The organism is Nocardia sp. JW2, assembly GCF_051843015.1.
GTDB lineage: Bacteria > Actinomycetota > Actinomycetes > Mycobacteriales > Mycobacteriaceae > Nocardia > Nocardia coubleae.
This window is the reverse complement of sequence record NZ_JBPXLK010000006.1, coordinates 282,003-295,795: the sequence shown is the minus strand read 5'-3', so window position 1 is coordinate 295,795 and position 13,793 is coordinate 282,003. Positions and strand designations below refer to the sequence as shown.

Genomic DNA, 13,793 nt, shown 5'->3' with positions numbered 1-13,793 from the left:
CCGCGGTGCGGACCGGGCGCGACAGGCTCATCCGCGCGGTTCGATCCGATCCCACGCGCGGTGCTCACCCAGGTCGGTGACCACCTGTGTCACCGTCTGCGGCGCCTCGGCCACCGCGACACCGGGCGCGTCGGCATCGACACCGTTGCGCTGCAGCAGGCTCGCCGCCGCACCGACCGCCGCGATCGCCTTCCCGTGCCGCCACATCTCGTTGACCAGCACATCCACCCGCGGATCGATCGGCGCGCCCAACGCGATCAACCCGTCGAACTCGATCGAGCGCATCGTGGCGAACGTGCGGTCGACCTTGCGGCCCTCCACTTCACCACCGTGTGCGGCGACCAGCAACGGCCGCACCTTGGCCTGTTCCAGATCGGCGCACACCTGTTGCACCGCCCCACCGGAACTGGTCTCGTCCACCAGTACCGCCACGGTTCGTCCGTCGACGGGGAACGCACCGCGCTTCTGCGACAGCGCCGGGCTCGGCGCCAGGTCGACGGTGTTCGCCGTCGGCGCGGGCACATCGACACCGAGCTGATTGGCCACATACCCGGCCAGCTGTTCGTCGACATTGACCAGCATCTGCACCGCACGCTCGCGAACCGTCACCGACGTGCACTTGCCCAGTTCGAACGAGAAGGCATCGGCCAGGCGGTGCTGTTCACCGTGGGTGAGGCTGCGATAGAACATGCGCGGCTGCGAGAAGTGATCGGCGAACGACACCTGCGCCTTGTCGGTGTCGGCCGAGGTGCGCAGCTTCGCCTGCGGCGGCGGAATCGGGGTCGGCGATTCGACATAGGCCTCACCGGCGAAACTCGCCGCGTACGGGCACCCGCCGTCGAGCGAATTCGGTTTGTAAGGCGCAATGCCCGTGTGCACCGCGGTCTGGTGCATGCCGTCGCGGAACATGTCGTTGACAGCGGTGTGGGGCGTATTGATCGGCAGCTGCGCGAAATTCGGCCCGCCGAGTCGGCTGAGCTGCGTGTCGAGGTAGGAGAACAACCGGCCCTGCAACAGCGGGTCGTCGGTCACCTCGATACCGGGAACCAGATGACTCGGGCAGAACGCCACCTGCTCGGTCTCGGCGAAGAAATTCACCGGATTCGCCGTCAGCCGCAGGGTGCCGATCACCTGCACCGGAACCAATTCCTCCGGCACGATCTTGGTCGGATCCAGCAGGTCGATGTCTTCGAACACCTGCTCGGGGGTATCGGGAAAGACCTGAACACCCAGATCCCACTCCGGGAAATAACCCGCCTCGATCGCATCCGCCAGATCACGGCGATGGAAATCGGGATCGAATCCCGCGGTGAGCTGCGTTTCCTCCCACAGCATCGAATGCACACCCAGGCGCGGCTTCCAATGGAACTTCACCAGGCTCGTGGCACCGTCGGCGGCGACCAACCGGAAGGTGTGGACACCGAATCCCTCCATCATCCGCAACGACCGCGGCAACCCACGGTCGGACATATTCCAGAAGGTGTGCGCGGTGGCCTCGGTATGCAGGGAGACGAAATCCCAGAACGTGTCGTGCGCGGACTGCGCCTGCGGGATCTCCCGGTCCGGATGCGGTTTGGCCGCGTGCACCACATCGGGAAACTTGATCGCCTCCTGGATGAAGAACACCGGAATGTTGTTGCCGACGAGGTCGTACACGCCTTCCTCGGTGTAGAACTTCGTCGCGAAACCGCGCGTATCGCGCACGGTGTCGGCCGAACCACGCGATCCGAGCACCGTGGAGAATCGTACGAACACCGGTGTGCGGGCGTCGGCGGCGAGGAATTTGGCGCGGGTCAACGAGGCGGCGGCACCGTTGGATACGAATACACCGTGCGCACCGACACCACGCGCGTGCACCGCCCGCTCCGGAATGCGTTCGTGGTCGAAATGGGTGATCTTCTCGCGCAGGTGGAAGTCCTGCAGCAGCACCGGCCCACGGGGTCCGGCCTTGAGCTGGTGATCGGTATCGGCTTGGCGCAGGCCCTGCGGAGTGGTGAGCGCGTCACCCTGCTGGGCCCGGATATTCGCCTCACCCGGAACGGGTGCGCCGGTGGGACTGCGCAGCTCCGGGCCCTGTTGATCCGGATTCGGACCGGGCGGCTCGCACTGCCCGCCGTCTTCGTCCGGCGGCACCGGCGGGCGCGTGAACTCCGGGGGAATGTGCTGCTGCTCTGTCATCTATGCGCAACCCTTCTGTCCTGGATCGACGTGCTCGCATCGGGAGAACACCTCCTGGCGGATACCGCCTCGAGGAGTCGGCAAACCACACGATTGGGCTGTCGGATCAGGGGTACGCGCAGACCAGCGGATCCCATCGAAAGGACGGCCCGGCCATGAACGATGCCGCTCTCCCTCATCATCACAAATTTCCCGACACCGAACGCACTACCCGCTCGCATGTCGGCGAATCCATCGAAGACGCTTGGAACTGGCCCGGGCTGATCTTGATCGGCGTCGGCGTCGTGTTGCTGGCACTCACCCTCACCGCGGCCGGATACGGATTCGAAGGTTGGGCGGTGATCGCCGGAATTCTGTGCGTGGTGTGTCTGCTCGGCGGCGTGGGTATCGTGCTCGCCGAACACCGCCGGATCAAAGCCCGCGAAGGGCTGCGATTACGCGACCCGTGCGGGCACTGACCTGTTTGCCTTCGCTGATGGGAGGTAGTCCGATCGGAGACCCCGTTCCCGGCGAGGAGGACTTCGATCATGGGATTTCCCGAACAGCAGCAGCAGGTTCCCGGCATCCAATCGAAAATGGACCCCGTGCCCGATTGCGGGGAGAACAGTTACCAGGGATCGGGCAAATTGACGGGCAAAGCCGCTGTCGTTACCGGTGCCGACAGCGGAATCGGACGTGCGGTCGCCATCGCCTACGCCCGTGAAGGCGCCGATGTCCTCATTTCCTATCTCGACGAACACGACGACGCGAAAGAAGTAGCCGACCTGGTCACCCAGGCCGGCCGCCGTGCCGTGCTGATGGCCGGTGACCTCTCCGACGCCGCGCACTGCCGTGCGGTGATCGACAAGGCCGTCGAGGAATTCGGTCGAGTCGACGTGCTGGTGAGCAATGCCGCCTTCCAGATGTCGCACGACGACATCACCGAGATCAGCGACGAGGAATTCGCCTACACCTTCGCCCTCAATGTCGGCGCCTACTTCCACCTGGTGAAGGCTGCGCTGCCCCATATGCGTCCCGGTTCCTCGATCATCGGCAGCTCCTCGGTGAACTCCGACATGCCCTCCCCGACGCTGGCACCGTATGCCGCCACCAAGGCCGCCATCGCCAATTTCTCGGCCAGCCTGGCGCAGATGCTGGGGGAGAAGGGAATCCGGGTCAACAGCGTGGCCCCCGGCCCGATCTGGACACCGCTGATCCCGTCGACCTTCCCGACGGAGAAGGTGAGCAAGTTCGGCGACGACACCCCGCTCGGGCGGGCGGGCCAGCCCGCCGAACTGGCCCCCGCCTATGTGCTGCTCGCCGCCGACGACGGCAGCTACATCTCCGGTGCCCGCATCGCCGTCACCGGTGGCCGCCCGATCCTCTGACCCCGACCCGGTCTACCGGTGGCTCACTGGTAGGCCGGGTACTGGTTCGCCCGCAACAACCGGGCAAGATGCGCCGCATTACGCGCCATCGCGGCCGTGGTCTTGCGCACCGCCTCCGGGGTGTCGGGCAGATCCTTGAAGTCGGTGCCGCCCATCGCTTCCCCGTTCCAGTAGGTGCAGCCCTGGGCCGGAATGGTGAATCCGATGTCGTCGAGGGCCTGGAAGGTGTCGGCCACGATCTTGTGCGCACCGTCCTCGTTGCCGACAACGGCCGCGATCCCGACCTTGCCAAGCATGACGGGCCTGCCCGCGTCGTCGGTATCGGACAGTTCGGCATCCAGACGTTCCAGCGTGCGCTGCGCCACCGAGGACAGATGACCCAACCAGGTGGGCGTCGCGAGCAGGACGATATCGGCGTCGATGATGCGGCGCCGGATCTGCGGCCACTCGTCGCCCTCGCCCTCGTCGGCACTCACCCCCGGCCGCACCTCGAAATCGGCGATACGCACCGTCGACCCGGCCACATCGTTGGCGGCCAGCTCGGCCAGCACCTGGTCGGCCATGAGCTGACTGCTGGATTCGGCGGGCGACGGCTTCAATGTGCAGACCAGCGCCACTGCGCGCAACTGTTCGGCGGCCACGACAACACTTCCTCTCGCTCGACGTTCAGGACTGGCGGACAACCCGGATGTTGTGCAACTGCGGGTCGCTGGCATCGGGCACGTTCATCCCCGCTTCGACACCGGAACGCAGGTACTCCACGACCGTGTCACCGATCCGTTCACCCGGCACGATCGCGGGAATGCCCGGCGGGTAGGGCGTGAGCTGTTCGGCCGCGATCCGGCCCGGCGCCTTGTCGATGGGCACCATCTCGGTGGGGGCGAAGAAGGCGTCCCGCGGCAGCATCACCGAGTCGAGCTGCAGATCCTGCGGGGACGGCAGCGTGATGTGGTGCGGTGCGGGGTCGAGACCGGCCCGGCGCCACAGCGCGAGCGCGTCGATGAGGGCCTCCGCGGAGGTGTCGTCGTCGGCCGTCGACATCGTCGCCAGAATCCGGCGGTGATCGCTGAGGCCCACATCGAGGTGGTGATGCTCGCGCAACCAGTCCGCCGCGTCGTAGCCGGTGGCGCCGGTCTCGGAGACATCGACGAGCACCTGCAGCAGATCGAGATCGTGCGAGGCTTCCACGCCGAGCAGCTCGTCGTGCATCACGGTCAGGCCGCTGATCCGGTCGATCTCGGCGCGGGTGCGTTTGGCCAGGTCGAGGGCCTGCCCGAGCAGGTCGTGCCCGAATTCGACCATCTGCCTTCGCCATCCGTCGAGCGCGGCGTAGATCAAGACGTTCGGGCTGGTGGTCATCAGCAGATCCGCGCAACGGCGCAACCGGCCCGGATCCACGAGATCGCCCTGCAGGTGGAACACCGAGCCCTGTTCGAAACCCATGCCCATCTTGTGCACGCTCACCACGCACACATCGGCGCCCACATCCATTGCCCACGTGGGCAATTCGGGATGGAACGGCAGGTGCGCGCCCCACGCCTCGTCGACGATGACCGGTTTGCCGCGCGCATGGCACACCTCGGTGATGCCACGCAGATCCGCACAGGTGCCATACGGGCTCGGGCACACGATCACCGCGCCCGCCGCGTCCGGATGCTCCTGCCACGCCTGTTCCACCTGCTCCGGTGACGGCGGATGGGAGAAGTGGCGTTCGGCGTCCCAGCGCGGGCTGATCCAATGCGGCTGGACGCCGGAGAAGATCAGGCCGGCGACGATCGACTTGTGGCTGTCGCGCGCCACCAGCAGGCCGCCGTCGTTTCCGCCTGCCACCGCCATCATCGCGGCCTTGACCGACAGCGAGCTGCCGCAGGTGGAGAAGAACGCCGTCTCGGCGCCGACGGCATCGGCCATCAGATCCTCGGCCTCGGTGAGGTAGCCGTTGCGTGCGAGCCGGTCGTCGAGTCCGCCGTTGGCCAGCAGATCGGCGGCGAAGGCATCGGCACCGAGCGCCGCGAGAACCCGGTCGTCCACGCCGCGACCCTGCCGGTGCCCGGGCGGGGTGAACCCGTAGCGGTGCTTGTTGCGGTAGTCGGCGACCGCGGCGACGAGCGGGGCTGTGCTGTGGTCCATGCCCAGGTAATAGCCGATCGGTTGCACCCGAAACGACGGTGTGTAGCTGCCCCGGCGGGGGGTATCCGCCCCACGACCCGCGTTTCCGACCAAGTGAGGAGGCTGCGATGACGACCCCGATGTCGACCAGCCCACCCATTCCCGAACCGCGAGACCCGATTCCGCCCACCCCCGATCCGGCGCCCCCGCCGGATCCCGGACGGCCACCACCGCCACCGGAGCCGGGGCATCCGCTGCCCGGCGACCCACCACCCGGACCGGGCCCAGGACAACCACCACCCCCGGATGTTCCCGACCCGTTTCCCCCGATCCCCACACCGGGCGAGCCACTGCCCGAACCGGGCGCGGCGGCATCGTGTTGAGCGCCGCGCCGGGTGGGCGGACGCGATCGGGCACTGAGCGCGTACACGTGTCCCGGTCGCGAGATACTTCAGGAATGAAGCACAGTGAGGGTCTTTCGACCGGCGGCGCGCAGTCACTGCGGCGCGTGCTCGGCGAGGGCAGGGCGCAGGACGCGGGCGGATTCAAGTTCTGGTTCGCCGACCAGCGCTGGGAATGGTCCGACGAGGTCGCCCGCATCCACGGATACGAGCCGGGCACCGTCCACCCGACGACCGCACTGTTGTTGTCGCACAAGCACCCCGAGGACCGCGCCCACGTCGCCACCATGATCGAGAAGTCGGTCACCGAGGGCGAACCGTTCTGCAGTACCCACCGCATCATCGACACCACCGGCGCCGTACACGACGTGATCGTCGTGGCCGATCAGATGGTCGACGGCCGCGGAACCGTCATCGGCACCATCGGCTACTACATCGATGTCACCGACACCCTCGAGCGGCGGCGCAAGGAAACCCTCGACGACGAACTACCGAGCCTCTACGCGTCGCGCGCCGTGATCGAGCAGGCCAAGGGCGCGGTGATGCTCGTCTACGGAATCAGCGCCGAGAAGGCGTTCGACGTACTCACCTGGCGCTCACAGGAAACCAACACCAAGCTCCGTGCGCTGGCCGGGCGCCTGGTCGCCGAACTCGGTTCGCTCACCGATGTGTCCGGCGTTCTGCGCACCCGCTTCGATCATCTGCTGCTCACCGTCCACGAACGGGCCGAACAGCACGAGAAGGGCGCGGACTAGACGACGTCACGGTCGGGTAACCTGCGACCACGACAGGCAACACAGGGAGGCGGCATGCGAGCGGAGGATCGCGAGACCGCGCCCCGGTCGACAACGGTCGGGTTTCAGGTACCGGCGGAGCTCGAGCAGCTCACCATGGTCCACGCGCTGGCCGAAACAGTCCTGCTGGTAGGCGGTTTCGCGCTCGACGAGGTCACTGATCTGCTGCTGGCGCTCGACGAGGTGGTGACCGCCCTCGTCCTCGCCGCCGCACCGGAGGCCCTGATCGATTGCGCGTTCACCGGTGGCGGCGGGGCACTCGGAGCACGGGTCTCGACCGTGGCGCGCAGCGACGAAGCGATCGACGAGGACGCCTTCGGCTGGCATGTCGTCGCGACCCTCACCGACGCGCTGCGCACCGAATACGGCCCGTTCGACGCGGTCCGCAACGGCTATCCGACCACCGTCGAGTTCGGCTGGATCCGCCGTTCGCACGGGCCGAACGGTGGGTGATGCGGAGACAGGGACCGAAAGCGTAGGCTTAATTCGCATACAGATCGGGTAATCCAGAAGCATCCGACCCCACGGAATCGGAGGCACATGTGATGACGACTGCTCAAGCGACAACAGCCAACGACTCGACTGTCCGACGCTCCCACTCAAAAGGTGACAGCTACGACAACATCGAACCGTGGTTCGAGAAGCTGCAGGCACTTTCCCCGAACGATCCCCAGCGTGAACCCCTCCGCGAAGAGGTGATCAGGCTGTGCCTTCCCTTGGCCGACCACATCGCCCGCAAGTTCGCCGGGCGCGGTGAACTCTTCGACGACCTCGAGCAGACCGCCCGAGTAGGGCTGGTGCTCGCCGTCGACCGCTATGACGTCAGCCGGGGCTCCTCGTTCCTCTCCTTCGCGATCCCCACCATCATGGGCGAGGTTCGCAGGCATTTCCGCGACCACACCTGGGCTGTGCGCGTCCCGCGCAGGCTCAAGGAGATCCAGCTGCGGATCGGTCCGGCCACCGAAGAACTCTCGCAGCGACTCGGCCGCGTGCCCAACGCCCGCGAACTCGCCGACGAACTCGAGGTCGACCTGGTCGAGGTCACCCGTGCGCTGGTCGCGGGCAACGGTTATCAGACCAACTCCATCGACGGGGTCACCCAGGACGACCGCGACAACTCCTCGCAGCCGATCACCGAGACCCTCGGCGCCGAGGAACACTGCTACGAGCTCACCGAGGACGCGATGGCGGTGCGCCCGCTGATCGCGGCCCTGCCCGAAGAAGAGCGCGACGTGCTCATCATGCGGTTTTTCGAGTGCAAGACCCAGAACCAGATCGCCGAACACCTCGGCGTCTCCCAGATGCAGGTTTCGCGCATCCTCTCGCGCACCCTGACCTCGCTGCGTGAGCAGGCACTCGCGGAGCAGACACCCGTGCCGTGACAGCGGCGGCCGAGCGTGCCAGAATTGCCTTAGGTTGAGACTTCCAGCCGACCCCGGTCTTTGTGCTATCCACATCCGGAACGTCGGTTGCGTGGTGGCATGAAAATCCGGAATCCCCTGTCGTCCAGGAGGTTCTATGTCTGTCGTCACGGACCCGCGACGCTCGAGCAGGTTGCGTTGGTACCGCGGCTCCGCGGCGCACGACGAAGCCCTGCTCCGCGTCGATCCCGGCAGACAAGGCTGCTGGGTGTTGCGGGCGGGAAGTGAACTCGACGCGGCAAGGCAGCCGCAATTCTGTGCCCTGCTCGACCGTGCGGTGCGTTCGGGCGCCCAAGTGGTGGTGCTCGACCTGCGTGGCACCGATTTCCTCAGTATCCGGCTGGCCGCATTGCTCGGACCCGCCAAAGCCAACGCCTGGCAGCACGGGGTCGAGCTGCGGCTGCTCATCGGCAGCCTGGAAGTGGAACGCGCCCTGGAACTGGCGGGCGTGCGCCCCCTGTTCCGTCACTACAGCTGCGTCGACGACGCCTCCGAACACCCCGTAGATGTTTGACCGGCCGACCGGCGGGTAGGCGCAGTGGGATCGACCCCACCCGGAACCACCCGATATCGGTGAGGAGGCTACGTCGTGGCTTCGAGCGAGCGGACCGTCGCGGATTCGGCCCACGCGACCTCGACCCACCTGCGGATCGACGCCGACCTCGGACAACTGGTCATGGTGCGGGCGGTCGCCGAAACGGCCGCCCACCTGGCCGGGTTCACGCCCGACGAAATCGCCGATATCCGGGTCGCGGTCGACGAAGCGGCGACCAGCCTGATCCTCGCCGCCGTACCCGACACCCGCCTGCACTGTGATGTCAACGCCGACGGTTTCCGCCTGCGGATCGCCGTGCAGGCACTGTGCGTGGAGCCCGACCCGGTCGACGAGAACGCCTTCGGCTGGAACGTGCTACACAGCATCACCGATCATCTGAGCACCGGTTCGGACCGTGATCGCGGTGAGCTCGACGGATTCCCGGTGACGATCACCTTCACCCGGGTACGGCGGGTGCCCGCAGTTCACTGAGCAGTGAACTGCGCCCGGCGCGCCAGCACTCGAGCACGCGATCGGCGAACCGGTCCTCGAGCAGGTCGGTGGCCTGGATCCCGAAAACGATGCTCGCGGCCGAATCGGGTTCGGTGCGCAGCAATTCGGCGATGACGTCGCGCCGCATCACCTGTTCGTGCACGGCGTCGGCTTCGACGTGCTCGGTGTAGAAGCCGATACAGGCGGGGTGGGGGAGCAGGGTGCGGGCCAGCTCCGCCAGGCGGGCCGACGCCGGTGAGGAGGTGATCTCGTTGGCCGCGAAATGGCCGACCGACGCGGCACGCAGACCACGGTGCAGACCGAACAGCGACATCATGTTCACCAGCACCAGCATGGGAGCGGGCACCTCGTCGAGGTAGTGCAGATAGCCGGGTTCCAGACCGGCGCCCGCGAGCAGATCCGCGTAGAGGCGCGCGTGCACACGGTCGCCGTGGCCGCTGCCGTATTCGTCGAATTCGACAGCGACCAGCGCGGCTTTCGCCTGCCCACGCAGGCGGGGAATCACCCAGGCGTAGGGGTCGGCCTCGATGTGGTGGTAGATCGAGCGGTGCACGAAGTACTCGCGCAACTGCCCGGGAGTGCCCTGCTCGGCGAGGTAGGCCGCGATCCCGCCGGGCGCCGACGGCTCGAGCAACCGATCGAGCTCGGCGTCCACGTCGTCACCGCCGGGCACATCGGCCCGCAGGGCGGCGAGGAAGCGCTGTTCGAGACCTCGGCGCAGACCCAACAGTCCCGGATCCCACTCCCAGTCCTCGTCTACTCCGGCGAAGCCTTGGTAGTGCAGTTCGTAGCACGTGTGCAACGCCAGTGCGGCGTCCTCACCGTAGGGATCGGTGCCCGGGTCGGCCGGAACAGCCGAACCGGGTGTGCGCGTGAGGGTTTCGACCAGGGCGGCCGACAGTTCGCCCCGGGGGACGGGCAGGGCGCGCCCGAGGGTGACAGTGCTGGTCATCAGGTGCTGCTTTCGTTGGTACGCCGGCGTCGGCGCCGGTGGCTGGTATCGCACAGCGGGTAGGTGGCCGAGCGCTTGCACAGGCACAGTGCGACCTGGAAACGGTCACAGTGCAGCACCGTTCCCTCACGGGTCACCAGGTCGACCGGGCCTTCGATCAGGGCCGGCCCGTCGGTGAGGACAACCCGCCTGCGATCAGGCGGGTTCCCCGACGGCGGGACAGCAGTTTCGTTCGACACGGATCACCACCAATTCCTCGTCACGCTGGTCTTTCGTGATCAGCCCACGTGCTGCCAACCGCTGCGCCCGCGACCGCAACACCGGTCCGAACGGCACCTTGTCCACCGCTACCACCTGCGCTTCGGCGCCGCCCGCCCGCAACTGGTCCAGGCTGCGATCGGGGTCGCTGATCGCCGAGTGCACGATCAGCCCGACCCCGTTGTCGGTGAGCAGATCGGGCAGGGTCGCACACAACCGGTCGAGCACGCTGCGTCCGGTGGGGCCCGCGTCCCAGGCCAGCGCCCGGCCGCGTCCCACCTCGCGTTCGGCGGGCACGTACGGCGGGTTCGCCAGCACCACGTCGAAGCGCGGCAACCGCGCCGCGGCGGAGAAGTCACCGTGCAGCAACTGCACGGCCACACCACGCAAACGGCAGTTCAACCAGGTGGAGGCCAGCGCCCGTCGCGAGAGGTCGACGGCCGTCACACTCGCGGCCCCCGCTTTCGCCGCGGCCAGCGTGACGACGCCGGTGCCGGCGCACAGTTCGAGAACCCGACCGTTGCGCAGGTGGGGGACCGCGCGCAGCGCATCGGCAAGCATCCATGTATCGGCCTGGGGTCGGTACACACCCGGCGCCCGGAGAATCATCATTTCTGCGCCTTCACCCGCCGGTGCTCGGCCACGACCAGCGCGGTTCCCGCGAGCAGGCACGCCACGCAGGCCACGCCGCCGATGATCGCCCAACCGCCGAATCCATAGCCGGCGGCGGTGAGGGTGATGCCGAGCAACGCCAACCCGACCCCGATCAAGATCAGGCCGGGCCAGTTCCTCGTGTCCTCGATAGATTCGCCCGCGTGCGGCCTGATCGTGCGTGATTCATCGGGGAAATCGCGGTCTGGCTGGTTCATCGAGCGCATCCTTTCGCAGGGACAACACAGTCCTGAGGGCGGAATGCCCCGTCGACAGGGAACCAATCAGCAACCGGTGAGGGCCTGCTCACACCGTGTCGAACTACGCGGTGATGATGTCGATCATGAAGCGCGCGCCCGTTTCGCACCGCGATTCCGGCCAACTCGTGACCGGACGATGATGCTCGTCGACGGCGCTGGAAGCTGTGTTGTGAGCCGCTCAGGCGTGCAGCGTGGGCGCGTAGACGAGTTCCTGGGTGTTGCCGTCGAGGGTGCGGCTCGCGAGCAGCTCGAGGTCGAAGTCGGCGGCGTCCTGGAAGATCGGTTGCTGCCCGGTCTTGCCGGTGATCACCGGGAACACCGTCACCTGCACCCGATCGACCAAGCCCGCTGCCATCAGCGTCCGGTTCAGCGAGAGGCTGCCGTGCGAACGCAGCGGAATGTCGGATTCGGCTTTGAGCCGGGCGACGACGTCCACCGCGTCGCCCGCGACGACGTGCGCGTCGTGCCAGTCGAGAGGTTCGCGCAGCGTGCTCGACACCACGGTCAGCGGCATGTTCATCATCCGGACGACCCACGGGTCGAAGATCTCCGGGTTTTCCGAGGCCCCGGCCACCAGTTCGGTGAATTCGCGATAGGTGTTGGCGCCGAAGATCATCCGCTGCTCGTCGCGGTAGAGGTCGAGGCGGTGATCGAGCAGTTCGGGGCCCTGTTTGCCCCAGTATCCGCCCCAGTCGCCGCTGGTGGAGGCGAAGCCGTCCAGGGTGGAGAAGACGTCGAAGGTGTAGGTGGCACTCACGGTGGGCTCCTCGGGTCGCATCGGCTTTATCAGTGCAGACGGCAGCCGGACGCCGAACTCATCGCGCGAAACCTCTTCCCTCGCTGACTATTGTCACCTAAAGTCTGCTGCGATCGCAGAAACAGCGGAAGGTGTCAGATCATGTCGGCAGTCAAACAGCAGGTCCTCGAACTCGGTGGGGCGTTCATGATGTCGCGCGAAGCGCGGCAGTTCGGGACCGATGTCGGGGTGCCCGGATTCCACGGCCCCTACACACGTGGCCGCGGCGGGGTGCTCGGGGAGGTCGACGCCGATGTCGTGGTCGGCGCGTTCGGCTTCTTCGAACCCGAATGTATCCGTGCCGCATGGAAATCCGTTCCCCTGCCCGCCGCCGAAGCGGCCACCGGCTACCTCGCCGCCTGCCACGAATTCGGCCGCCGCAAGCTCGCCGGCTTCGACCGATCCGAACGCCTCGCCGAGCTGCTCGGCAAGGTTGCCGACGCGGCCGAGCCCACCGCCGTTCCCCTGTTCGCGGGCTGGCGGGCCATGCCACTGCCCGACGACGGTCGCGCGGCGGTCCTGCAGCTCACCCACGTCCTGCGTGAACTGCGGGGCGGCCTGCACCTGGTCGCCGTCCTCGCCCAGGGTCTCACCCCGCTGCAAGCCGTCCTCATCGCCGGTTCCCCGATCGCCGACGGTCCCACCCACGCGCAGCGGCTCGGCTGGAACGAACCCTTCGAACCGATCACCGACGATATGCGGCAGCGCTGGGCGGCGGCCGAGAAACTCACCGACGAACTGGTTTCCCCGTTCTTCGCAGTCCTCACTGAAGCCGAGAGCGCCGAACTGGCCACCCTGATGGGCGAGGCGCACCGCGTCGCGTTGTCGCGCTAGTTTTTTCGAAGCCCGTGTGGGGCGCCGAATCCGGCGACCCACACGGGCTTTGTCGTGTCTGGCGGCCGCCCGGCGACGGGGTTCACCGGTGCAGGCGTAATCCGGCGACGAGGAGTTCGACGACGCGCCGCGCGTCATAGCGCTGGTCGCTTTCCGCGCCGATGCACACATTGCCGATGCCACGCAGCAACAGGTAGGGGTCGATGTCGGTGCGGATCTCACCGGCCGCCGCGGCGGCATCGAGCAACTCGCCGCACGCGGGGAGCAGCCGTTCGAGGAAATTTGTGTGCAGGGCCTGAAAGGTCGGGTCGTCGGACTGCAATGCCGCGGCGAGACCGTGCTTGGTGACCAGGAAGTCGGTGAACAGGTCGATCCACCTGGTCAGCGCCTCATAGGGTTCGGCACTGGCCAGCAGCTGCGGTGCGGCCTGTGCGCAGGCCTCGACCTGGTGTCGATAGACCGCGACGATGAGGTCGGCTCGGGTCGGGAAGTGCCGATAGATGGTGCCGACGCCGACTCCGGCCGCCGTGGCGATCTCGCGCACGGGGGCATCGACTCCGGAGGCGACGAAAGTCGCGGCGGCCGCGTCGAGCAGGGTTCTTTCGTTCCGCTCGGCATCGGCGCGCTTGCGCGGAGTCTTCGCCGTTCCGGTGTCCCTGCCTGCCACGTGGCGTTCCCTCCATCGGATCGCTTGAAAAACGGAACACTGTTCCGTATGTTGGTT

At 67.1% G+C, this 13,793-nt stretch carries 18 protein-coding genes; 9 read left to right on the top strand and 9 right to left on the bottom strand.

What is annotated here, in order from left to right; all coding sequences use genetic code 11:
• Positions 1–27 precede the first annotated feature (27 nt).
• Positions 28–2,178 (bottom strand): catalase, encoded by a 2,151-nt coding sequence (locus tag ACSVDM_RS12275; RefSeq protein ID WP_439264803.1) that lies wholly within the window; start codon positions 2,176–2,178, stop codon positions 28–30.
• A 155-nt stretch (positions 2,179–2,333) separates the two neighbouring features.
• Here ACSVDM_RS12275 and ACSVDM_RS12270 point away from each other — a divergent pair, with 155 nt between their 5' ends.
• Both ACSVDM_RS12270 and ACSVDM_RS12265 read left to right on the top strand, forming a co-directional pair.
• Positions 2,334–2,636 carry a hypothetical protein gene (locus tag ACSVDM_RS12270; protein WP_067489798.1) on the top strand — a complete coding sequence of 101 codons (303 nt, stop codon included), beginning with the start codon at positions 2,334–2,336 and terminating at the stop codon, positions 2,634–2,636.
• A gap of 69 nt (positions 2,637–2,705) precedes the next feature.
• Entirely contained in the window at positions 2,706–3,545 is an 840-nt protein-coding gene (locus ACSVDM_RS12265; protein WP_067638540.1) for a glucose 1-dehydrogenase, read from the top strand.
• A gap of 23 nt (positions 3,546–3,568) precedes the next feature.
• On the opposite strand, the gene ACSVDM_RS12260 is transcribed toward ACSVDM_RS12265, so the two are convergent.
• Both ACSVDM_RS12260 and ACSVDM_RS12255 read right to left on the bottom strand, forming a co-directional pair.
• The gene (locus ACSVDM_RS12260) at positions 3,569–4,186 is read right to left on the bottom strand and encodes a flavodoxin family protein (protein WP_439264800.1); all 618 of its coding nucleotides are present in this window, start codon (positions 4,184–4,186) and stop codon (positions 3,569–3,571) included.
• A 25-nt stretch (positions 4,187–4,211) separates the two neighbouring features.
• The gene (locus ACSVDM_RS12255) at positions 4,212–5,675 is read right to left on the bottom strand and encodes an aminotransferase class I/II-fold pyridoxal phosphate-dependent enzyme (protein WP_439264798.1); all 1,464 of its coding nucleotides are present in this window, start codon (positions 5,673–5,675) and stop codon (positions 4,212–4,214) included.
• Positions 5,676–5,782: 107 nt separating this feature from the next.
• Between ACSVDM_RS12255 and ACSVDM_RS12250 the strand changes: the two genes are divergently transcribed.
• From ACSVDM_RS12250 to ACSVDM_RS12225, 6 genes are all read left to right on the top strand, one after another.
• Complete coding sequence (locus ACSVDM_RS12250; protein ID WP_157104865.1) at positions 5,783–6,037, top strand: hypothetical protein; 255 nt, start codon at positions 5,783–5,785, stop codon at positions 6,035–6,037.
• Between the two features lie 74 nt (positions 6,038–6,111).
• Positions 6,112–6,810, top strand: a complete 699-nt coding sequence (locus tag ACSVDM_RS12245) for a PAS and ANTAR domain-containing protein (RefSeq protein ID WP_439264796.1) — start codon at positions 6,112–6,114, stop codon at positions 6,808–6,810.
• A gap of 54 nt (positions 6,811–6,864) precedes the next feature.
• Positions 6,865–7,302, top strand: a complete 438-nt coding sequence (locus ACSVDM_RS12240; protein ID WP_067489810.1) for a hypothetical protein — start codon at positions 6,865–6,867, stop codon at positions 7,300–7,302.
• Positions 7,303–7,394: 92 nt separating this feature from the next.
• The gene (locus ACSVDM_RS12235) at positions 7,395–8,231 is read left to right on the top strand and encodes an RNA polymerase sigma factor SigF (RefSeq protein ID WP_439264793.1); all 837 of its coding nucleotides are present in this window, start codon (positions 7,395–7,397) and stop codon (positions 8,229–8,231) included.
• Positions 8,232–8,367: 136 nt separating this feature from the next.
• Positions 8,368–8,784 carry an STAS domain-containing protein gene (locus tag ACSVDM_RS12230; protein WP_084456895.1) on the top strand — a complete coding sequence of 139 codons (417 nt, stop codon included), beginning with the start codon at positions 8,368–8,370 and terminating at the stop codon, positions 8,782–8,784.
• A 75-nt stretch (positions 8,785–8,859) separates the two neighbouring features.
• Positions 8,860–9,297, top strand: coding sequence for an ATP-binding protein (locus ACSVDM_RS12225; RefSeq protein WP_439264791.1), 438 nt, complete (start codon positions 8,860–8,862; stop codon positions 9,295–9,297).
• On the opposite strand, the gene ACSVDM_RS12220 is transcribed toward ACSVDM_RS12225, so the two are convergent.
• From ACSVDM_RS12220 to ACSVDM_RS12200, 5 genes are all read right to left on the bottom strand, one after another.
• Positions 9,263–10,270, bottom strand: coding sequence for an iron-containing redox enzyme family protein (locus ACSVDM_RS12220; RefSeq protein ID WP_439264789.1), 1,008 nt, complete (start codon positions 10,268–10,270; stop codon positions 9,263–9,265). The two genes, ACSVDM_RS12225 and ACSVDM_RS12220, sit on opposite strands and share 35 nt — an antisense overlap.
• On the bottom strand, positions 10,270–10,389 hold the full coding sequence (locus tag ACSVDM_RS12215; RefSeq protein WP_439264816.1) for a CDGSH iron-sulfur domain-containing protein: 120 nt from the start codon (positions 10,387–10,389) through the stop codon (positions 10,270–10,272). Before ACSVDM_RS12215 ends, ACSVDM_RS12220 begins: the two co-directional genes overlap by 1 nt.
• A 76-nt stretch (positions 10,390–10,465) precedes the next feature.
• Positions 10,466–11,140 carry a HemK2/MTQ2 family protein methyltransferase gene (locus ACSVDM_RS12210; protein WP_439264788.1) on the bottom strand — a complete coding sequence of 225 codons (675 nt, stop codon included), beginning with the start codon at positions 11,138–11,140 and terminating at the stop codon, positions 10,466–10,468.
• On the bottom strand, positions 11,137–11,397 hold the full coding sequence (locus ACSVDM_RS12205; RefSeq protein WP_439264787.1) for a hypothetical protein: 261 nt from the start codon (positions 11,395–11,397) through the stop codon (positions 11,137–11,139). Before ACSVDM_RS12205 ends, ACSVDM_RS12210 begins: the two co-directional genes overlap by 4 nt.
• Positions 11,398–11,617: 220 nt before the next feature.
• Positions 11,618–12,196: a dihydrofolate reductase family protein gene (locus tag ACSVDM_RS12200; protein ID WP_439264786.1), complete on the bottom strand. Its 579-nt coding sequence runs from the start codon at positions 12,194–12,196 to the stop codon at positions 11,618–11,620.
• A gap of 141 nt (positions 12,197–12,337) precedes the next feature.
• Here ACSVDM_RS12200 and ACSVDM_RS12195 point away from each other — a divergent pair, with 141 nt between their 5' ends.
• Complete coding sequence (locus tag ACSVDM_RS12195) at positions 12,338–13,069, top strand: SCO6745 family protein (RefSeq protein ID WP_439264784.1); 732 nt, start codon at positions 12,338–12,340, stop codon at positions 13,067–13,069.
• Positions 13,070–13,151: 82 nt separating this feature from the next.
• Here ACSVDM_RS12195 and ACSVDM_RS12190 read toward each other — a convergent pair whose 3' ends face one another.
• Positions 13,152–13,736, bottom strand: a complete 585-nt coding sequence (locus tag ACSVDM_RS12190; protein WP_439264782.1) for a TetR/AcrR family transcriptional regulator — start codon at positions 13,734–13,736, stop codon at positions 13,152–13,154.
• Between the last annotated feature and the right edge of the window lie 57 nt (positions 13,737–13,793).

Excerpts from the sequence above, each read along its gene's own strand:
- ACSVDM_RS12245 (WP_439264796.1), top strand. The coding sequence starts at position 6,112 with ATGAAGCACAGTGAGGGTCTTTCGACCGGCGGCGCGCAGTCACTGCGG.
- ACSVDM_RS12195 (WP_439264784.1), top strand. The coding sequence starts at position 12,338 with ATGTCGGCAGTCAAACAGCAGGTCCTCGAACTCGGTGGGGCGTTCATG.
- ACSVDM_RS12270 (WP_067489798.1), top strand. The coding sequence starts at position 2,334 with ATGAACGATGCCGCTCTCCCTCATCATCACAAATTTCCCGACACCGAA.
- ACSVDM_RS12210 (WP_439264788.1), bottom strand. The coding sequence starts at position 11,140 with ATGATGATTCTCCGGGCGCCGGGTGTGTACCGACCCCAGGCCGATACA.
- ACSVDM_RS12265 (WP_067638540.1), top strand. The coding sequence starts at position 2,706 with ATGGGATTTCCCGAACAGCAGCAGCAGGTTCCCGGCATCCAATCGAAA.
- ACSVDM_RS12220 (WP_439264789.1), bottom strand. The coding sequence starts at position 10,270 with ATGACCAGCACTGTCACCCTCGGGCGCGCCCTGCCCGTCCCCCGGGGC.
- ACSVDM_RS12275 (WP_439264803.1), bottom strand. The coding sequence starts at position 2,178 with ATGACAGAGCAGCAGCACATTCCCCCGGAGTTCACGCGCCCGCCGGTG.
- ACSVDM_RS12235 (WP_439264793.1), top strand. The coding sequence starts at position 7,395 with ATGACGACTGCTCAAGCGACAACAGCCAACGACTCGACTGTCCGACGC.
- ACSVDM_RS12255 (WP_439264798.1), bottom strand. The coding sequence starts at position 5,675 with ATGGACCACAGCACAGCCCCGCTCGTCGCCGCGGTCGCCGACTACCGC.
- ACSVDM_RS12230 (WP_084456895.1), top strand. The coding sequence starts at position 8,368 with ATGTCTGTCGTCACGGACCCGCGACGCTCGAGCAGGTTGCGTTGGTAC.
- ACSVDM_RS12240 (WP_067489810.1), top strand. The coding sequence starts at position 6,865 with ATGCGAGCGGAGGATCGCGAGACCGCGCCCCGGTCGACAACGGTCGGG.
- ACSVDM_RS12250 (WP_157104865.1), top strand. The coding sequence starts at position 5,783 with ATGACGACCCCGATGTCGACCAGCCCACCCATTCCCGAACCGCGAGAC.
- ACSVDM_RS12205 (WP_439264787.1), bottom strand. The coding sequence starts at position 11,397 with ATGAACCAGCCAGACCGCGATTTCCCCGATGAATCACGCACGATCAGG.